Consider the following 20,486-nt stretch of genomic DNA (forward strand, 5'->3'; position numbering starts at 1 on the left):
CGGGAAAATCCTGTTTCCAAACCCATGGAATACGAAGTCATCATCGGTCTGGAAGTCCACGTCCAGCTCAATACTCTATCAAAAATATTTTCCACAGCTACAAACGAATTTGGCGGAAGCCCAAACACTCATATCTCCACACTATGTGTGGCCTTACCTGGCACATTGCCAGTGTTAAACGAAGTCGTTTTGGAAAAGGCGGTTCGTGCTGGCGTGGCACTTGGATGTGAAATCACACGGTTCACAAAATTTGATCGTAAAAATTATTTTTACCCTGATTTACCAAAGGGTTACCAAATTTCTCAGTTTGATAAACCCTATGCCACCCAAGGGGGAATCCATATCAAATTAAAAGGGGAAACAGAAGAAAAATTCATTCCTCTCACAAGGATTCACATGGAAGAAGATGCTGGAAAACTAATCCACTCCCATGATCCATCGATCAATCGTTCTTATGTGGATTACAACCGTGCAGGAACCCCTCTGATCGAAATTGTATCAGAACCGGATCTACGTTCTTCTGATGAAGCATATGTTTATTTAAATGAACTCAAAACAATCTTACGATACATTCAAGTTTCTGATTGTAATATGGAAGAAGGCTCTCTTCGTTGTGATGCTAACGTTTCCATTCGTCCTAAGGGAGAAAATGGATTTCGTACTCGTGTTGAAATTAAAAATCTAAACTCTTTTAAGGCCGTAAAACAAGCGATAGACTACGAAGTTGAATGGCAAAAGGATATGTATTCTCGTGGGGAAACATTTCGCCAAATGACAAAACTTTGGGATGCCACCTTACTCAAAACAATTCCTATGCGTTCTAAAGAAATGAGTCATGATTATCGTTACTTCCCAGAACCAGACCTTCCAACCATTCAAATTGCAGATTCCTTTATTGAAGACATTCGTAAATCGTTACCAGAACTTCCTAGACAAAAAAAAGAAAGATACAAAACAGAACTTGGTCTTCCTGATTACGACGCAGAAGTACTTACCAGTGAACGAGAGATAGCTGAATACTTTGAAGAAGCTCTCCAAGTTTCTGGAGATGCAAAAAAAACATCCAACTGGGTTAAAGATGAGATTTTGGGAATCGTAAACAAAGAAAATATTTCCATCCAAGAATTTGCGATCGATCCATTGCGTATCGGTAAACTGGTAAAACTCATCAACTCTGGTGAGATCACAGGAAAAATTGCTAAGACCATCTTTGAAGATATGTTAACTTCTAAAGACCAACCAGAAGCCATTGTAGAAGCAAAAGGTTTGAAGGTAGTTCGTGACGACAAAGCTTTGGAAGAAATTGTTAATCGTGTGATTGAATCACAACCGGAATCCGTCGAAGGTTGGAAAAACGGTAAAGATCGCGTTCTCGGTGCTATCGTTGGCGGTGTGATGAAAGAAACGAAAGGTAAGGCTGATCCTAAACTTGTGAATGAACTAATTCTTGCAAAACTAGGGCCTCTTGGTGAAAAGAAAAAGGTTTAATCAAATTCTAGTTTGTGGACAGACCCAAAGTCCACAGGTGATTTGAAAGCTTCTTCATAAGGGGTTCCGAATTGTTTGCAAAGAGCCGCTCGGATCGTCCCTGAGTGGCAAACAACTATCAGTGAATCTAAAGGTTTGTTGTTTGTTTTTTCCCAATGGATCCTTAAATTTCCACCTTCTTTCCAATCACTGATAAAAGAATCCATTCGAAAGATGAGATCGGTAAAGGCTTCTCCACCAGGGGTTTTCGCATTTACGAAGTCTTTCATCCAAGGAATGGTTTCTTTTCTTGGGATTTCTTCCCAAAGTTTTCCATCCCAGTCTCCGAAGTTCATTTCCCACAAACGTTCGTCAGTTGGTATTTGAGAATGTTCCACAGGTGATAGATTGTATTTGGTTAATAAAGCAGAGGAAAGTTTTAGTGCTCTTGGTGCAGGACTCGAAAGAAATAAATCAAAGCTAGGTGGTAAATGTGGAAAAGTGGAATTCGCTGTGTCTTCCACTGGGTATTTGAGAGGGAAGTCGGTGCGACCATAACAAGTGCCTTTTGGAGCGATTGTTTCTGGATGGCGAATTAAATAGAGGTCCATATAAAAACTCCTGAAATCCAAAGACAAGTTTCTACTACTTGTTGGACTGCTCCTAAACAATCTCCGGTAAATCCACCTATCCAACGTTTCATTAGTGAATACATGTAATACAAACTAGGAAGGATTAAAACCAAACTCAGTGAAAACTTGGGATGAAGGTGAATCAGAAAAACAAATGGCAAAACTCCTGCAAGACTTGCAAAAAAAGTTTGAGGCCAAGTAATTTCCTTAGCCATCGGTTTTGCATACCCTTCTTCTTTGGCATACGGCAGTAGTTTCATCATCAAAACTGAAAAAAAACGACTTAAGCTATGTGCTGAAAGAAAATACAACCAAACGGGTATCAGTTGGTTGGTACTTTCAGACGGAAAATGGCTCCAATCAAATCCTGTCGTTTTAAGTGATTCGAAAGCACCTAAGATTTTAAGTAAAAGCAGAAGTGAAATTCCGGCAGCACCAAAACTCCCCACACGGCTATCCTTCATGATCCTCAGGATGTCTTCTCGTTTCCAACCGCCTCCGATTCCATCACAGAAATCAGAAAATCCATCTTCATGAAACGCCCCAGTTAAGATTAACAAAAATCCAACCGAAATTACAAATGCGATCCCAGGTCCTAAAAACATTTGAAAAATGATAAAGATCATCCACTGTAAGGACCCGAGTAGGATTCCAACTAAAGGAGAATATTTAATCGATTTGTGTAACCATTCTTCTTTGAATCCAATCCAACGAGGTGCGGGAATCCTTGAAAGAAAAGATAGACAAACAAAGAATAGGCGAATCTCTGTAACAATCCAATTCATATTACTTTTATATAGAATCCGTATTGCTTACGCCAGCATCTGCAAAAGATGCCATTTCATTCAAAAATTTGACACTCAGTTCAATCAGTGGATAGGCTGCTAATGCACCACTTCCTTCTCCTAAGCGAAGGTTGAGTCGAAGAAGTGGTTTTATTTTCCAATGTTCTAAAACAATGGTATGCCCTTCTTCTTCTGACAAATGTGAAAAAATTGCATAAGATTTTACAGTCGGGTTGAGTGCAAAGGCGATTGCAAAGGCAGCAGTAGCAATGAATCCATCCACTACAAATGTTTTTCTTTGTGCGGCAACTCCAATCATCGCACCAGCCATCATTCCAATTTCGAATCCACCAAATTCAGAAAGTACTTCGATCGGATCTTTTAGTTTTCCTGTTCTTTCATACGCTTCCGTTAGGATTTTGAATTTATTTTCTTTTCCGCTATTGTTGAGACCTGTTCCCCTTCCAACAAGTTTTCGAAGAGGAATCTCTGTTAGATGAGATAAAATTATAGATGCAGCTGATGTATTCCCAATACCCATTTCACCGAATAAAAATATATTTGTAGATTCATATTTTTTTTCAGAGAGAAGTTCGATTCCGCTTAAGATAGTTTCTTTTGCTTCATCTATTGACATGGCTTTTTGTTTTAAAAAATTCGAAGTCCCTTTTCTGATTTTTTTTTGGATGAGTTTTGGAGTAATGTTATCCCAATCATGGTCAACTCCTGCATCGACCACCTCCACGTCAATATGACTGTGTTTTGCAAAGACGTTGGCACAAGCCCCACCAGATAAAAAATTTAGAACCATCTGCCATGTGACATCTTTGGGATACAAAGAAACTGGTTCTTCCGTAATCCCATGATCAGCAGCAAACAGAATGAGTTTCGGATTTTTCAACTCAGGGGATAAAGTATTTTGGATTTCCGCCAGTTGTGTGGCCAGAGTCTCCAAATCACCAAGGGAACCCAGAGGTTTGGTTTTGTTGTCTATTTTACTACGAATGGAAGTTCGCAAAACATCAGTTAAGGGAGAAATGGAGGGTAGGGAAAATGGTGACATAAACAAAACCAGTCTAAAAGGGCCAGTATCGGCTTCCATCGTTTTTGGGCTTGGACGGGACAGGGAGGTTTAGGAATTGGCTATTTGGGCCGAAAAAAATCCGAAATTTAGCCCTTGGGGCGCTTTACGTAGGAAGCCGTCAGAGTTACTATGTCACCAAGCCATGGAAGATTTCGCCCACCTCCACTTGCATACTACCTATTCCATGTTGGATGGAGCCATACGGATCAGCGATCTCATGAAACGTGTGAAGGAACTTGGAATGAGTTCTGTCGCCATCACAGACCACGGAAACATGTATGGGGCCATTGAATTTTACAAAGAGGCTGTCAAACACGATGTCAAACCCATCATTGGGTGTGAGTTTTATGTAACACCTTCTCGGAGTGCCGAGACAGAGTTAGATGAAATTGCAGACGGTGGAGCTTACCATATCATTTTACTTTGTAAAAATGAAACAGGTTACAGAAATATCATCAAACTTGCAAGTCGTTCATTTACGGAAGGTTTTTATCGCAAACCAAGGATTGATTACGATTTATTAGAACGACATAGTGAAGGATTGGTATGTTTAACTGCTTGTCTTGCAGGAGAAGTCAATCGAAAGATCTTAGAAGGTAAAGAAGATAAGGCGTATGCGTTAGCTGGTCGTTTGCATGAAATTTTTCGCAAAGAAGATTTTTATTTAGAAATTCAAGACCATGGTATTCCAGAACAAAGAACTGTTGCAGAAGCGGTTATGGGATTTTCCAAACGCACGGGTATTCCACTTGTTCTTACGAATGACTCTCACTTTTTAACAAAAGATGATAGAGAAGCCCAAGACATTTTACTTCGTATCGGTATGCGTAAAAATATCGATGATGAAATGCGGTTTGGATTTAATGATAATTTTTATGTAAAATCTCCCGCTGAAATGATGGGTCTTTTTCCCGATCACACTGATGCATTTTATAATACCTTAGCCATCAGAGATAAATGTTCTCTTAACTTCCAATTTGGTAATCCATTACTTCCTCCTTTCGAAGTGCCTGCTGGTTTTGATACCGATAGCTATTTAGAAAAATTGGTTTGGGAAGGAATCAAAGAAAAATACCAAGAGATTACTCCTATTGTAAGAGATAGAACAGAGTATGAGATGCAGACGATTCGAAATATGCATTTTGCTGGATACTTTCTGATTGTTCAGGATTATATTAACTTTGCCAGAAGAGCAGGAATTCCAGTAGGGCCAGGGCGAGGTTCCGCAGCAGGTTCGATCATTGCTTATGCACTTGGAATTACGAACGTAGACCCCATTCGTTATAATTTACTTTTTGAAAGGTTTCTTAATCCCGACAGAAAAGATATGCCGGATATTGATACTGATTTTTGTGTAGAAAGACGAGAAGAAGTCATTAATTACATCAAACACCGATATGGTGAGAACCGCGTGGGACAAATCATCACCTTTGGGTCTCTTGCTGCAAAAGCTGCCATCAAAGACGTTGCGCGTGTATTCAATGTTCCATTTTCAGAAGTAAACGAGATGAGTAAACTTTTTCCCAAAAAATTGGGAATTACCATCCAAGAAGCTGTTGATACATCTAAAGACTTACGTGATATTGCAGAAAAATCCGATCTAAACAAAAAAGTTTTTTACATTGCTCAGAAATTGGAAGGTAACTACCGTCAGGTGGGAAGGCATGCTGCAGGTGTTGTCATTGCACCAACTGCATTAGAAGAAATCGTTCCATTGTCCACTGTCAGTGAACCTGGTCGAGATGGGCGTTCCATTGTGACTCAGTACGACAAAAATATGTCGGAACAAGTGGGACTGATTAAGATGGATATTTTAGGTTTAAAAAACTTAACCACCATCCATCATGCTACAAAACTCATTGAAAAACGCCACGGGATTTTACTTGATTTAGATAAAATTCCTTTGGATGATCCGGCTACATTTAGTTTGTTACGTAAGGCCAATGTCCTTGGAATATTCCAGTTAGATTCTTCTTCCGGGATTCGCGATCTTTTTGCCAAAGCACAAGTGCAAAAATTTGAAGAGATCGCCGCATTGCTTGCGTTATATCGTCCTGGTCCAATGGGATCGGGGATGTTGGATGACTATTTAGATCGTAAAAACGGAAAAAAGAAGGTTGTTTTCCCACATGAAAGTTTGGCTGAAGTTTTAGGTGAAACTTACGGGGTTGTTGTCTACCAAGAACAGGTGATGGGTATTTCGCGAATTATGGGTGGATACTCTGTCGGAGATTCGGATGTTCTTCGTAAGGCGATGGCCAAAAAGGACAAATCAAAACTTCCTGCATTGAAAGAGAAGTTTGTAAAAGGTGCGATCGAAAAAAAGATCAACGAAAAACTTGCGACGGAACTATTTGAACAGTTGGAAAAATTCGGTGAGTATGGATTTAATAAATCGCACTCAGTTGCTTATGCTTTTGTCACCTATCAAACTGCATATTTAAAAGCTAACTATTCCATTGAATACTTAACCGCTCTGTTATCCGGAGATCACTCGAAAATCACCGATGTTGTGAAATACATCAACAATGCAAAAGAGATGGGGATTCGTATTTTAGGCCCTGATGTCAAAGAATCAGGAATTTCTTTTGAAATTACTGACGATAAAACTGTAAGATTTGGTTTGTCCTCTATCAAAGGTGTGGGAGAACTTGCTGCGGAAAATATCATTTCAAATCGAAATTCCATCGGTGGATATAAACAGCTTGGTGACTTCACAAAGAAATTAGATACAAGGCTTGCTAATAAAAAGGTATTAGAGTCTCTTGCACAAGGTGGCGCATTTGATTCTTTTGGATATACAAGAAAAACAATTTTTGAATCCACTGATATGATCCTAACTTACGCTAACAAAAAGCAGGCGGAAGAGAGAGAAGGTCAATTTTCTTTGTTCGGTGGCGTAAATGGTGGTGGGGAAGAAAATCTCAATTTACCAAAAGATGGGATTGAGTGGAACGGGGATGAATTGCTAAAGAGAGAAAAAGAAACTACAGGTCTTTACCTTTCTGGGCACCCTCTTGATAAATTTACAGAACAATTAAAAACTTTAAAACCAACAACCATCGAAAACTTAGAAGAGGTTCGACCCAAATCAAAGGTAGAAATTGCGGGAGTTCTTTCCAAAAAAGTTGTGAAACTCACAAAGAAAAAAGAAGAGTTTGTAAACTTTATGTTGGAGGACCAAACAGGTGAAATAGAATGTGTTGCATTCCCCAAAACATATGCAGAATTCAAACACCTATTTACGGAAGATAATACTGTCTTTATTCGCGGAATTTTGGAACGACTCGATGCCGACGAATCAGAGTTAAAAGGTCAAATAATCGTCAATAAACTCGAAGAACTAAATTCAGTTACTATCGAAAAGAAAATGGAGAAAACTCTCCATCTAACAATCAATATGATGGAAGAAAAAAATAGAGATGTGATTTTGAAATTGCAAGATGTTCTTTCGGTCCATCGTGGAGCCTCTTCCGTGTTCTTTCATTTAATCGGCAATGGAGATGAAAAAAAAGTTATTCGCGCCCATGATCATTTCTCCATTGATATCACTCCTGACCTAATGAAAATGTTAACGGATATATTGGGGAAGGGAACCGTTCGTTATACAGTTGGCGAAGAAGTGCGAGTATACGGATAAAATTTTGTGGAGACTGGGTCTGTATCCTTAAACCTATTAATTGAGTTTCTTTGGATGGGATCTGGGTCCGTATTTTGTTTGATCTGGTCTCTATCCAATTTAGTTAGAAACAGAAATGTTTCCGGATTGGTTTGGTCTTTTATTTTATTTTCTACAGGACTTTGGTTACTCACCGGTGCTTTTATGTTCACCGGGTTTTACAAATACCTTCCAATCATTGCGCTCATTCATATCCCATTTGTATTCCTTTCCTCAACTTTACTTTATTTTTATTTAGAATTTTTGTTTTTGGAAAAACCGATCCAAATCAAATCCTATCATTTTTTTCCTGCTTTTGTTTCTGTTCTTCTTTTGGTTCCTTTTTATTTCGGATCAGATTCGGAACAGTTAGATGTTTTGGAACAAATGACCAAAACGGAATATGGATCGGTGGTAGTTGGCTTAAACTTTGGAATTAAACTATCTATCTTATTTTCAGTTGGATTATTTCTTCTGAAAGAATGGATTCCGAATGTTCGGTTGTCTGTTTTTTTTACAAAAAAAGCAATCTATTCTCTTGTTTTCATTCTTTTGATCTGGATCGATTTGTTATTGGGAAGCATAGGATTTACATTTCAAATTCCTTTTTTTCGTAAACTGAGTGCTTATCTTTTACCGGTTCTCATGTACTTTTATTATTTTACTCGCGAACTGTGGGCACCATTTGTTTCGGATGTTCGTGATAGCATTCAAAGAAATAAATATGAAAAATCTAAATTGGTATCTGTTCAGTTGGAGGTCATCGACCAAAGATTGTATGAATTGATGAGAGAAAAGGTGTTTTGTGATGAAGATTTGAGTCTTTCCAAGTTAGCCGAGATGGCAGAAGTCAAACCTGGTCAACTTTCTGAATACTTTCATAAACGTTATGGTTTTGGATTTTACCAATACATCAACCAATACAGGATCGATGAGGCAAAACGTTTGTTATTGGAATCCGAGGAAAGGTCGATTCTTTCTATTGCCGATTCAGTTGGTTTTAATTCTAAATCCACTTTCAATCGAGTTTTTTTGGAAACTGTTGGTTCGACCCCTTCCGAGTTTCGAAAACAATCAAAACTAACGTAAGTCCGTTCCATTTCTAAGTCTCAAAGAATTCCCCAAGACGACAGTAAAAAAAATCTAAATTAGAATGGTTCCGTAAAGAGGAAATTCAATGCGAACCATGATTGATTTTTATTTAAACCTTCCGGCAAAATTCGGTAACAAAAATGCCTTTGCGACTCGGATGGGAGCCGGTGTTTATCAGTTTAAAACTTATGATAACTTACTTTCCGATGCAAAGGATTTGGCATTTGGGCTAAAAGGTAGTTTGTCCGAAAGAGAAAAAGTGGCTATATTTGCGGACAATGCGTATGAGTGGATACAAACAAGCATTGCAGTTACACTACTCGGAGCTGTAGATGTTCCCAGGGCATCTGATGTTACTGAACATGATATATTGTACATTCTAAATCATTCAGAGTCCAAGATACTTTTTGTGGAAAATGAAGTCCTATTTAAAAAAGTAATTCGCCTAGAATCTGAATTGGAATTTTTAAAGGAAATTGTAATCATTTATCCTCCTAAAGATGGGAATAAAGAAATCAGTTCGAGGAAAATCAGAATATCCACCTTGCAGGAGCTAGTTGCCAAAGGAAAAGAACTTCGTAAAGTTGATTCAACGGACACAGTTTTTTTAAACAACACCATAAAAGAATCCGATCTGTTTACAATGATTTATACTTCGGGAACAACTGGTACTCCCAAAGGAGTCATGTTGACCCAAGGAAATATTCTCTTCCAATTACAGAATCTTCCGATTCGTTTGCAAAAAGGGGATCGCACTCTATCGATTTTACCAATCTGGCATATCTTCGAAAGAATTTTTGAAATCTTTAGTTTGTATTACGGAGCTTGTACTTATTATAGTAGCGTTCGTACATTAAAGGAAGACTTACGATTTGTAAAACCTCATTTTATGGCTTCGGCTCCAAGGCTTTGGGAAAGTATTTATTCAGGAATCCTCGGGACACTTGCCAAATCTTCACCGGTAAAACAAAAGATGTTCCAACTCGCAATGTTTTTTGCCAAAAGGTTTTTTATTTCAAGGCAAGTCATCACAGGCAATGTTTTAGACATTCATCCTGTTGTGTTTTGGAAACAATCCATTCGTTTTGTTTATCACTTGTATCGATTTTTTTTAGTGAGTATACCTCATCTCGTTTTTGATTTTTTAGTTTTATCAAAAATTAGAAAAGCAACGGGTGGGGAACTTCGTGGGTCTTGTTCTGGTGGGGGTGCGTTGCCATATCATGTGGATGAATTTTTTAATACAATTGGAATCCCTGTTTTAGAAGGATATGGAATGACAGAAACGGCACCTGTTCTTGCAATGCGAACGTTTGAAGAAATCATTCCAGGTTCAGTTGGAAAGATCTTTCCTAAAACTAAATTAAGGCTTGTGGATCTTCATACGGGTGAAGTTTTTTTAGATACTGAAGTTGGAAAATTTGTATTTGGAAGAAAAGGTGAAATCCATGTAAAGGGCAAACAAGTGATGGCAGGTTATTATAAAAATCCTGATGCTACAAATAGGGTTTTGGTTGATGGATGGTTGAATACAGGTGACTTGGGAATTTTTACAGCAAATCATAACTTAAGAATTGTCGGACGTTCTAAGGAAACCATAGTTTTGTTAGGTGGTGAGAATGTGGAGCCTGTCCCTATTGAGTCAAAAATTTTAGAATCGGAATGGATTGATCAGTGTATGGTTGTAGGACAAGACCAAAAGTATTTGAGTGTTCTTGTATACCCAAATCTTTCGCGATTTGAAGAGCCAATTGAGGGGGAATTTTGGAAACAAAAAGAAGTCATTCAGAAAATAGAAACAGAAATCAAAGCAAAAGTAAATGCACAAACTGGATTCAAATCTTTCGAAAGAGTTGTGGGGCTTGTTGTTTTACCAAAACCTTTTGAAGTCGGCGACGAACTTACTGCCAAACTTTCTTTAAAAAGACATGTGATCACGGATAAATACAAAGCAGAGATTTCAACTTTGTATTCGAATAATTAAAATAAAGAAAATTTAGTTGTTCGATAATTTTTAGTGGAGGGTTTAATTTCCTCCACTAATCCTCGTTATGTTAATGCTGAAACTTCGTTCAGAGTTTTGTCCGCTAAAATCTTTCGTTTGGACTTTGATGGTATTTTCTCCTGCTTTTAGATTGAGAACACCTATCAAATAACGATCTTTAAAAAATAAATCATCAAAATTATGTCCCTCTTTGGTTTTCCACTTTCCTTCTTCAAATCGTAAGGATTCGAAGTTGGCTTGTTTATAAGCCTCGCCATTAAAAAGAAATTTTACTTCTTTGATTCCTCTTCTCTGGCTATTTTTGATTCCCCCATCTAGTATACTGACGGTAAGCGGAAAAGCTTTAGACACATTAATATTGTCACCATCATTGAGATTGGTGTAGTTTTCCCCTACATGGATGAAGAGATTGGCAATCTGTGGTGGCATTGTGTCTTCTACAGGCGGTAGGTAGGCTAGCGGATCGAGCAGAGTTTTTCCATAGTCCTTTCCCAAAACAAAGTGTAGGTGGCCTCCGGTAGAATGTCCGGTGTTTCCTGAGATTCCAATGGTATCACCGGCAGAAACCTGTTTTCCCGTTCGAACCGTTTCATTTCTTGTCCCACCTAGATGGTAGTATCCACTCACATAACCGTTTTTATGTGCAATCCAGACAATATTTCCAGACCCACGTTCGTCCTCAAATGGGTCATCCTCCGCATAACGGGAGTATAGGATGAATCCCTGGCTCATGCTTTTGACTGGTTGTAAAACTGACGAAATGTCTAATCCATTGTGAAAATGGTCTTTTCTGGATTCACCAAAGGTGCTCGTAATGAGAGCAGGTAATTCCAAACCCTGGATGGGCCAGACAAACTCGGGTTTTATATCCGAGATGGGTTCCTCTGCGAAAATAAAACTTGCCAAGAGACTCAATACTACAACAATACTTCTCATGTTTAGAGAAGTCTCCTGGCAGGTTCCTTTTTAGGAAAGTAGATAATGAAACAGACTTCTTATACCAACGAAGAAATTTTAGAGATTGTCAAAGCTTGTGGCGGTGGAGACGAAAAATCTCTCCAAACTTTTTTTGACATTTATTCGCAAGATATTTACAATTTTCCCATTCGTGTTTTCCACCTAAGTGAAGACGATGCTTCCGATTACTATATCTATGCATTTGAAAGGTTAAAAACCGGGAAACGTTTCAAAAGTTTTGTGGGAAAATCCAGCTTTAAAACCTGGTTTTTCTCAGTCCTTCGAAATTTACTCATTGATTGGCAGCGCACCAAACGAGAAGTCAAAACCCAAACGATTTCCAAAGTCAATAAGGAAGGAAAGGAATATAGTACCATCGAAGATGAGCCTGACAAAAGATCAGAAGCTTTGGCCCTGGCAATCGATGTATCGGATCAATTTCATTCCGTACTATCCACAATCAAAATTGAAAACCGAGTGGTCTTCAAATTGTCTTTTGTTTATTACCTCCATCTGGATCCAGAAGAAGTTCGCTTCATTGCTGAAAAAACAAATCGTTCCGAAGAAGAAATCAGAGTTGAGGTTTTACGTCTTCGTGAAGAACTTTCAGGCCGCGAAGAAGAAAACTTAAAAATGGAAGATAAAATTACATCCCTGTATTTGAATATTCTGGATTTGAAGGAACAGAAAAAATCCAAGGCACAAGGGGATTCTGTCGAAGCACAATATTATAAAGAACGTTTGGACCACGCGCTTTCGAAGAAGTACGAACAGAGGAAGAAGTTAATCGAGAAAAAGCAAAAAGGCCATTTTCTCGTCCGGACCCCGTACAGAGAGATTGCCAGAATCTTAGGGATTTCCGAAGGTGGAGTCAGTGTGACCTTGCTAAGAGTTCTCGAAAAAATGCAAAAAAAAATGCATTCGATGGCTGGAGAGGGCTAATTTCCTTCGTCATACTTTAAGAGAGTGGAGTTTGACATGGAAGATCAGGGTTTTAACGCAGAAGTATTGGAACTAGCTAGGGGGTTGTTTGCCCGAGGTGAGTTTCCGAGTGAGGGTGAGTTGCAAAATCATCCTGACTTACTGGAGGCATTCTGGTTCTGTGAAGAAGCTTTCTTTGCCAGTATGCGCCAAGAACTAGTGGAAAATCATCCTTTTGCTGAGTCTTGGGACCTTGCCAAAGCGGAACTGACAATGGGAAAATCTCCTCACCCTCTCCCTGAATTTTTAAAAGAATACACCCGAAAGAATTTAGCCCTTCCAGAAAAAAAAGACAGCCTCATTGTAAGACTCACACAAACAGGAGTTCGTGTGATTGATAGTCTTGTGGAAAGTTTGCAGATCAAAGAGAGTTTTGAGTTTGCCCCTTCGATGCGTTCTGCTTCGGCAGAGGTTCGGTCCGGAGAAGCAAACTCTGTGATCTTTGAGGAAACCACTAGCCAAAATCAGAAGTTCTATTATCAAATTGTAAAAGAAAACCAAGGCGAGGTGTATCTTTCTGTCAAAGCAGAGGGAACTCCGGCTTTCCAACAAGTCAACTTACGTCGAGAAGGGCGGTTCATACTTTCTAGCAAAATTAATTTAGAAGGCAGTGCCAGCTTTTCCGGGTTAGTCCCAGGTGGTTACACCATAGAGTTTGTAGGTCCAGGCCAATCAAAATCGTTTGACTTGTCTATCCTCGTTGGATAACTTCATGGGAGCATGCTCTCCTTAATCATCGACAGAGTTGGTAACGTTAATATCTTCAATGTTTTAGAAGATAATCTTCCAGTAGAAGAATCGCATATCCAATCCACGTTAGATGATGATCTAATCTTTGAATACTTGGGGGAAGTAGAGAGACTGGTTCATGTTTCTCAATCGGTACTTTCCAATCCAAACCAAATCCTTAATGCTGATATCCTTCAAGATTTAAAAGTACTTGGCGAAACTTTTTACCAACAGTTTTTTCCTGCATCTATCATTGAAAAATTAAAAAACACAACCAAACACAGCATTCATTTTAATATAGATCCCGCCCTTGCTCTCATTCCATGGGAACTTTTGCATGACGGTGCCAGTTTTCTTTCTGACAAATTTAGAATTGGAAAAACAATTCGCGGTGGATTGCATCGCCCGACCCACCATGAAAATCGAAAGATTAAGATGCTCATCATTGCAGATCCAACAGAGGATCTTCCCCATGCACAAAAAGAAGGCGAGGTATTGTTTTCTGTTCTTAGCCAAAAGGTTCCTACTCATTTGTTGGAGCTTGAGTTCATAGGTGGAAAACAAGTCACCAAATTAAAGTTACTCTCTCTTATTAAAGACAAACATATCATTCATTATTCGGGACACCTTCATTTTTCTGATGATTCATTAGAAAATGGTTGGTTGTTGTCAGACGGAAAAGTTTTAAAAGCTCGTGAAATCAAATCAACAGGAATTGATACTGATTTAGTATTTTCTAACTCTTGTATGTCAGCAAAGTCGGCTAGCAAAAAGTTAAATCCAAATATTTTAAATCAGTATGCAGGTGCTTTTTTAACGGCAGGAATCAAAACCTTTGTTGGAACCAATTGGGAAATTTTAGATAACGAACGAACCATTGATTTTACCGTCAGGTTTTATACTTTTTTGTTTTCTGATAAATCTGTGGGTGAGTCCTTGTATTTATCCAAAGAGTATGCAAGACGAAATTATCACGCAAACGACTTAACTTGGGCAAATTATGCTTTGTATGGGAATCCTGATTTTTCTTTATTCGTAAAAGATAGAAGGAACTTTCACTCGGCAAAAATCTTAAATCCAACATCTGTAATCGAATTTTATCCGACTCCAATTGCCGTTGCCTACTCAAAGTTAATCAACTCCAATAAAGCAAAATCCATCGATAAAAGTAATCTAGCCAATTTGGTTAAGTTGTTTGAAGCAATCAGCCAAGTTGTTGGAATGATGGTTTTTAGTGACCACGCTGCTCATGCAATGAACAAATCAATCCCGAATAACCCTGATGATGCGGTATCGCTTCGAAAGTGGTGGGAACTTGTGTATGGTTGTGTTTGGGATTTCCAAAAACTAAAGATTTCTAGTATTTTAGAAGCGGCCTTACCTGTTTTACACGAACAGAAAGAGACTATTTTTAAAATCGTTGGATGGATGGAGTCTTGGGAACAAGATGAGATCAAAGAAGAAGAAATAGAATCCTATCAAATCATTATGCAGTTCTTTTTGGAGAACATGTTACTTGAGTTTTCGGAATTGGAGAAAGTCAGTGTTCTTCTAGTATCAGAAAATCATAATCCACATTTTTATTTTAAAGGGATCAAACCTGCTTATTTATATCCATCCTCTCCTGGCACAAAAGATAAATTACAAGAACAACTATCAAAACACAAAGGAAATCTTGTATTGGTTCATGAAAATCGAAAGATTGTGATTCCATTCCCAACTTATTTTAAGGAACGCAAAGAAACGGGAGATTTAGAACTTGTGTTTAATGGTCTTACTCCTTTTGCTCCAGGAGCTAAACAGAGTTGAGTTTATGCCATCCGGATGTTGGTAACGTATCATGCGGTGCCTGCTGCGGATTATTTAATTTAAAATTATCTCCAAAAGAATTTAAAACATTATTATCTGAGCGAACTTCTGAGTTTCAATCGACTGTCAATTTTGAGGTTAGGCATAGTTTTCCTATCTTTCGTAAAGATAGAGAAACAAAGGAGGCCGGGATTCCCAAAAAAGATGAGATGACTTATAATTGTCCATTTTTGGGATATGTGGATCAATCCAAAAATCGTATTGGTTGTATGATCCACCCAATTTTCACTGGGGATCCGAAAAGCCAAAACTTTTCGTTCTATGGAGCCTCCATTTGTCAGGCTTATGATTGTAAAAATAAAGAAAGTATGTTAGCTGATTTTTGGGAGTCTCTCTTTGTGGAGATCGCAAAAGATTCCGTGGAGTTCTCATTTTTAGCTGCAGATCATATCTTTGCAAATGCTATAGAAAAACTTTTTTCCTTTTTTGGGATCAGTATGGATCGAATGTTTCAAGAATTCAGACTGGAACTTATGGATTTATACCGAGCGAGGCTTTTGACTTCAGCGGAAAAAAATTTCACTTCGTTTGAAATCAATTATGAAAGTTTTTCTGATTTGAGTGCTTTGGAAGTTTATTTTACGACAGAAGTGGGTGCTTACTGGAAAGATTGGAGAGAAGAACTTTATAAAAAAATCCCGGATAGAGGTAAGGTATCCGGGCTTTGATTAAAATAAATTTAATTAAGCTTTAGAAGTAACAGTTGCTACTTTCGCTTTTGTTTCAGCAACCACAGTGTTTGCTTTTCCGATGATTGTTTCAACTTGAGAAATTCCTTCTTGAAGGTATTTTCTAAGGTTTACAGAAACTTCACTTTGGTCTTGCGCACCTTTTGCAGCTAAAGACTGAAATCCAGTGTTGATGTTAGAGAAAGCTTTTTCAGCTTCAACTTTTGCTGTGTTCACTGCACCTAGAATGAAGTTTAATCCGTCTTTTACTTGTTGTTCCATTTTCATTTTCCTTTTTTCGATATTGTTTTGTGCATTGCACCACTCCTTTTTGTGCGCCGCACAGGGATTTGTCAACCCGTTTTTGTATTTTTTTTCTGCATCGCACCAAAAAAGTGGATCGATGACCCACCCGGAATTTTTACCCATCCAATGGAAATCCACACATTTGGAACTTCTCGACCAACGAATTTTGCCTGGAAAAAAAGAATTTTTAAAAATTGTGTCTGTTGAAGAAACTATTTTAGCAATCCGAGAAATGGCTGTTAGGGGAGCTCCTGCCATTGCAATCACTGGAGTTTTCGGTCTTACGTTGGGTGCAAAATCAAGGGTTGGGGTTGCATCTTCAAAGGATATTGACTCTCTACTTACTTCCGTTTTGGAATCTCGACCTACTGCCGTTAATTTGAGTTACGCTATACGCGAAGCTAAAAACCGTATCCAAGGTATTACCGATTGGAGTTTGATCACAGAAGTTTGGGAATCTTATGGTAAAGAGATGGTAAAGTTGGACTTGTCCGCCAATAGAGCGTTAGGTGAAAATGGTCTTTCCTTATTCCCAAAAGACCAATCGGAATATCATATCATTACGCATTGTAATACGGGTGCTTTGGCTACGGCCGGACATGGAACAGCTCTCGGGGTCATCAGAAGTTTACGGGACGCAGGTAAAAAAGTCATAGTGTACGCTGACGAGACTAGACCTTTTTTACAAGGATCTAGGCTCACTGCATTTGAAATGATGGAAGAGGGAATCGAATGTTATATTATCACCGACGGGATGAGTGGATGGCTTATGAACCATCGTAAGATTGATGCTGTGTTAGTTGGATGTGACCGTGTGGCTGCCAATGGAGACACTGCAAATAAAATTGGAACTTACAATTTAGGGATAGTCGCAAAAGAACATGGAGTTCCATTTTATGTCTGTGCCACAAAAGACAGTTTTGATTTGAATTTGAAAACCGGGGATGAAATTCCTATCGAGATGCGAAAAGAATCAGAGGTGACACAATTTGATTTTTTAAAAACTGAAGATGGAAAGTTTTTATTTCCTGAAGGAAAAACCTCGCCGATTGGTGCAAGGGCCCTCAATCCTTCTTTTGATGTAACCAAAGCTCACTTAATTAAAAACTTCATTACAGAATTTGGTTGTTTTGTACCAGAGGAGATTTCGGTTCGTCTAAAGAACGTATGACGGAAAAAGTAATTTTAGGTGGTGGGTGTTTTTGGTGTACAGAAGCTGTATACCTAAGGATTCCCGGAATACTTTCTGTAAGATCTGGATATGCAGGGGGAGCTACTCCTAATCCAACTTATAAAGAAATCTGTACTGGCACAACGGGTCACGCAGAAGTCATCGAAATCGAATTTGATCCTGAGATTATTTCTTATTCAAAAATTTTAGAAGTTTTTTGGGCTTCACATGATCCCACAACACTTAACCGACAAGGAAATGATGTTGGTACACAATATCGTTCAGTTATATTTTATTTGAATGAAAATCAAAAAGAATTAGCAGTTGAGTCCAAACGAAAACATGCATTTCTTTTTCCTGATCCAATCGTAACGGAAATTGCACCGGCGCCTGAGTTTTATCCTGCAGAGGATTATCACCAAAACTATTTTACACTGAATCCCCAGAACCCATACTGCCATTATGTAATATTTCCCAAGTTAAAAAAATTGGGTTTAAAACTATAATCGTTGTAAGGCTATTTCCCTTTGAAAGCTGTTAACAAAGCTTTTTCTTGGTTTGGGAAAAAATTCATTACAAAAGCTGTTTGTGCTTTGGTAATTTTTTCTACCTGTCTTCTGTATTTGATTACCGCGCCTGGGTGAGCCGTATTCCGAACAACAACTTTCACATTGTCTTGGTTATAACGTGCACCTTTAAGCTCTTCAATTTTAGATTTTAATAATTCAACGGTTTTGCTTTTTTTCTGGTAAGCATCAAAGATTTCTTTGAATTTTTCTTTTCGTGCATCATCAAGTTTACCACGAGATCTTTGTACTACTTCTTTGATTTTTTGAATTTCAGGCACCAATGCCTCTAATTCTCTTTCGAACTCTGCGAGTCTTGAACTACCTTCTATAAAGAGTCTATCATTTCTATAATGAAATCCAACTTCGACGACTGTATCCATTTGTGCAGTAGACCCCAATGAAGAAACAGTGATTCCTTGGTAAGAAGTAATATCAGATCCAATGATTGATGAGGATTCTCCCGTAAGGATTACGTTTCCTAAACAAAGGATTTTACTTCCTAAAATAAAATTTTCAACGATACAATCGCCATCAATTTCAAGATTTCCATTTTCAATAAACTTTGTACGTAAGTCACCTTTGATGCGAATGACACCTTTCCCTTTGGCTTTCACTCCACCTTTGACTTCTAGGTCTTCACCGACTACAACATCGGAAGATTCTACGTTTCCATCTAAATACAAAGAACCTTGGCAATTGACGATAGCACCTTCTTCAATGGTTCCTTTCACTCGAATGGTTCCTTCGAAGTTGATGTTTCCAGTCCCTAATCCAATATTACTTTCAATGTTTAATTCAGGAGAAACAGTGAGAGAAGTGTCTGTGGAAAAAACAACTCCACTAAGGGATGCAAAATATTCTTTGAGTTGTCTTCCGGGTTTTTCCGGATCTTCTATTGTTTTAGGGAGGACATTTTTCCCTAAGGTGAGTCTTGGTCTATCAATAGGATTTGGATAAATTGGATTTCCTAAAACATCAATCCCTTGTTCGCCGGCAATTCCTTCAAACAGTGTTGCAAGTCTTTCGCCTTCTTTTACGTGAACATATTTATTTATATTTCTAAAATCAGCTGATCCATCGTCTTTTAGAACAACACGTTGGGCTCTTGGAAAATAAAACTTAATCCAGCCACTTTCTCCTTGTTTGGCGGGGTTTCCTTGGGCCACGATAAAATTGAAATCTTCTTTTACTTTTGTGGGATCCTTGAGAATTTTATCGATTTCGATGGCGGCTTTATCTACCTCTTTCATCAAAATCCGATCCCGGTGAATGGATGCATTGTCTAGAGCTTCATAAATCAATATATTGCTCATAGAACCACCTAACAACCAAATTGGTTTTGCGACCAAAGTTGCAGTAAGTCGATCCTCGGAGATTTGGATTTTCAGTCCCCGTTCCGGATTGAAGTCCGGTGCATTTTTAACTTCCATTCTGTTAAAAGTATCGGCATATTTTTTAGGAGAAACGAGAATTTCTATCGGTCGAGCCAATATAGAAAACTTCCGAAGGTCTGGAGCAGGGCCGGAACCCCAAAAATTTGGGAATGGAGAGGGAGGCTGTCTCCATGAGTAAGGGCTGTGGAGGTGCGGTAGACATAAGGAATCTGTTTTTTCTGAAAGAGAAGGGTGAGTTTTTCCGATTCATCCGGTGAAATCACCGGATCTGTTTTTCCATGGAGGAGGGAGACAGGGCCTGCCAAAGTTTCTAATTGGTAAAAGGGAGAAAGATTTTCGGGAAGGTTTTTAGGAACAGTGTCCAGGACTCGTCCGGCCAGCTCCTTGCGGAAATTTCCATCTCTTCCCACTTGGGAAAAAAAGTCTTTGGCTCTGGTAGAAGTTCGATGAAGCAAAGATTTCGCAAGCGCCTCATTCCCCATTCGTTTGAGTCCATTGTCGAGGGCGGCTTCGTAATACACAGATTCTAATTCTTCTGCCAGTGATGGTTCGAAACGATGAATAAAGTTGTAAAGTATTACGTACACAGCGTACGGATCGATTTGGTAATTTGAAAATACAAATGGTACGGTATCTAAAAAATCACAATAGGCACCGATGGCCATGGAAGACTTGATTTTTTCTCTTGTATTGGATTTGGAAGCAGCAATGAGTCCCATCCCGGCGGAAAAACTGGCGGATAAATATCCTAACTGGCTTCCATTAAACAAATGTTTGTTGGAGTAAATTTCCAGCATTAAGTTTTGGATATTGGAAATTGTCTTTTCTTCGATTTTTAATCCCTTTACTTCGGGAAGTTCAGGTAAAATGACACTATGATTGGAACTGGCAATGTTTTCTGCAAGTTCTAAGATCCTGGGGTCGTCAATTCCCATGGCACTCATTCCATGTTGGATATAAACACCCGGTAGAGATTCTGGATTTTTTCCCGTTGGATAAAAGTGAAAAGCCCTTCTGCCTGTGTCTGGAAACCGGAGTTCTTTACGTTCTAAAGATTTTTTTTGTTTCAATCCAGCATAACTCAAAACGAGTGGGATTGCCAAAACATAAGGTTTCATT

The 20,486-nt window shown here is 38.6% G+C and carries 17 protein-coding genes; 10 read left to right on the forward strand and 7 right to left on the reverse strand.

What is annotated here, in order from left to right:
- Positions 1-24: 24 nt before the first annotated feature.
- Positions 25-1,488 (forward strand): Asp-tRNA(Asn)/Glu-tRNA(Gln) amidotransferase subunit GatB, encoded by a 1,464-nt coding sequence (gatB, locus tag CLV96_RS13570; RefSeq protein ID WP_004786236.1) that lies wholly within the window; start codon positions 25-27, stop codon positions 1,486-1,488.
- Here gatB and CLV96_RS13575 read toward each other — a convergent pair.
- The 3 genes from CLV96_RS13575 to cobT are packed head-to-tail and all read right to left on the reverse strand — an operon-like array spanning position 1,485 to position 3,947.
- Positions 1,485-2,078: a histidine phosphatase family protein gene (locus CLV96_RS13575; protein ID WP_004785560.1), complete on the reverse strand. Its 594-nt coding sequence runs from the start codon at positions 2,076-2,078 to the stop codon at positions 1,485-1,487. The genes gatB and CLV96_RS13575 overlap by 4 nt on opposite strands.
- Positions 2,063-2,884, reverse strand: a complete 822-nt coding sequence (locus CLV96_RS13580) for an adenosylcobinamide-GDP ribazoletransferase (protein WP_004786564.1) — start codon at positions 2,882-2,884, stop codon at positions 2,063-2,065. Before CLV96_RS13580 ends, CLV96_RS13575 begins: the two co-directional genes overlap by 16 nt.
- A 7-nt stretch (positions 2,885-2,891) precedes the next feature.
- Positions 2,892-3,947 carry a nicotinate-nucleotide--dimethylbenzimidazole phosphoribosyltransferase gene (cobT, locus tag CLV96_RS13585; protein WP_004787285.1) on the reverse strand — a complete coding sequence of 352 codons (1,056 nt, stop codon included), beginning with the start codon at positions 3,945-3,947 and terminating at the stop codon, positions 2,892-2,894.
- A 163-nt stretch (positions 3,948-4,110) separates the two neighbouring features.
- Between cobT and dnaE the strand changes: the two genes are divergently transcribed.
- The 3 genes from dnaE to CLV96_RS13600 all read left to right on the forward strand — a co-directional run bounded on the left by dnaE (position 4,111) and on the right by CLV96_RS13600 (position 10,702).
- Positions 4,111-7,608 (forward strand): DNA polymerase III subunit alpha, encoded by a 3,498-nt coding sequence (dnaE, locus tag CLV96_RS13590; protein WP_081581539.1) that lies wholly within the window; start codon positions 4,111-4,113, stop codon positions 7,606-7,608.
- 6 nt (positions 7,609-7,614) lie between these two features.
- Positions 7,615-8,715: an AraC family transcriptional regulator gene (locus CLV96_RS13595; RefSeq protein ID WP_004784245.1), complete on the forward strand. Its 1,101-nt coding sequence runs from the start codon at positions 7,615-7,617 to the stop codon at positions 8,713-8,715.
- A gap of 88 nt (positions 8,716-8,803) precedes the next feature.
- Positions 8,804-10,702 carry an AMP-dependent synthetase/ligase gene (locus CLV96_RS13600; protein ID WP_004787179.1) on the forward strand — a complete coding sequence of 633 codons (1,899 nt, stop codon included), beginning with the start codon at positions 8,804-8,806 and terminating at the stop codon, positions 10,700-10,702.
- Between the two features lie 42 nt (positions 10,703-10,744).
- On the opposite strand, the gene CLV96_RS13605 is transcribed toward CLV96_RS13600, so the two are convergent.
- The gene (locus CLV96_RS13605; RefSeq protein ID WP_004786124.1) at positions 10,745-11,659 is read right to left on the reverse strand and encodes a M23 family metallopeptidase; all 915 of its coding nucleotides are present in this window, start codon (positions 11,657-11,659) and stop codon (positions 10,745-10,747) included.
- A 45-nt stretch (positions 11,660-11,704) separates the two neighbouring features.
- On the opposite strand from CLV96_RS13605, the gene CLV96_RS13610 reads away from it, so the two are divergent.
- From CLV96_RS13610 to CLV96_RS13625, 4 genes are read left to right on the forward strand one after another with little or no spacing between them, the layout of a single operon-like run.
- On the forward strand, positions 11,705-12,622 hold the full coding sequence (locus CLV96_RS13610; protein ID WP_004784990.1) for a sigma-70 family RNA polymerase sigma factor: 918 nt from the start codon (positions 11,705-11,707) through the stop codon (positions 12,620-12,622).
- 36 nt (positions 12,623-12,658) lie between these two features.
- Entirely contained in the window at positions 12,659-13,369 is a 711-nt protein-coding gene (locus CLV96_RS13615; RefSeq protein WP_004787572.1) for a hypothetical protein, read from the forward strand.
- 12 nt (positions 13,370-13,381) lie between these two features.
- On the forward strand, positions 13,382-15,199 hold the full coding sequence (locus CLV96_RS13620) for a CHAT domain-containing protein (RefSeq protein ID WP_004786592.1): 1,818 nt from the start codon (positions 13,382-13,384) through the stop codon (positions 15,197-15,199).
- Positions 15,196-15,927, forward strand: coding sequence for a hypothetical protein (locus tag CLV96_RS13625; RefSeq protein ID WP_004785565.1), 732 nt, complete (start codon positions 15,196-15,198; stop codon positions 15,925-15,927). The genes CLV96_RS13620 and CLV96_RS13625 overlap by 4 nt, the downstream gene beginning before the upstream one ends.
- Before the next feature lie 15 nt (positions 15,928-15,942).
- Here CLV96_RS13625 and CLV96_RS13630 read toward each other — a convergent pair whose 3' ends face one another.
- Positions 15,943-16,209 (reverse strand): sigma-54 down-regulated protein, encoded by a 267-nt coding sequence (locus tag CLV96_RS13630; protein ID WP_035983335.1) that lies wholly within the window; start codon positions 16,207-16,209, stop codon positions 15,943-15,945.
- A 121-nt stretch (positions 16,210-16,330) separates the two neighbouring features.
- Here CLV96_RS13630 and mtnA point away from each other — a divergent pair, with 121 nt between their 5' ends.
- On the forward strand, positions 16,331-17,404 hold the full coding sequence (mtnA, locus tag CLV96_RS13635) for an S-methyl-5-thioribose-1-phosphate isomerase (protein ID WP_004785448.1): 1,074 nt from the start codon (positions 16,331-16,333) through the stop codon (positions 17,402-17,404).
- Positions 17,401-17,910, forward strand: a complete 510-nt coding sequence (gene msrA / locus CLV96_RS13640; protein ID WP_004785036.1) for a peptide-methionine (S)-S-oxide reductase MsrA — start codon at positions 17,401-17,403, stop codon at positions 17,908-17,910. Before mtnA ends, msrA begins: the two co-directional genes overlap by 4 nt.
- Positions 17,911-17,921: 11 nt before the next feature.
- Here msrA and CLV96_RS13645 read toward each other — a convergent pair whose 3' ends face one another.
- Together CLV96_RS13645 and CLV96_RS13650 are read right to left on the reverse strand one after the other, a co-directional pair.
- Entirely contained in the window at positions 17,922-19,403 is a 1,482-nt protein-coding gene (locus CLV96_RS13645) for a DUF342 domain-containing protein (RefSeq protein ID WP_004787651.1), read from the reverse strand.
- Between the two features lie 44 nt (positions 19,404-19,447).
- Positions 19,448-20,485, reverse strand: a complete 1,038-nt coding sequence (locus CLV96_RS13650; RefSeq protein ID WP_004786706.1) for an alpha/beta hydrolase — start codon at positions 20,483-20,485, stop codon at positions 19,448-19,450.
- Position 20,486: the final 1 nt, after the last annotated feature.

The sequence above is a fragment of the Leptospira meyeri genome (genome assembly GCF_004368965.1).
Taxonomy (GTDB): Bacteria; Spirochaetota; Leptospiria; order Leptospirales; family Leptospiraceae; genus Leptospira_A; species Leptospira_A meyeri.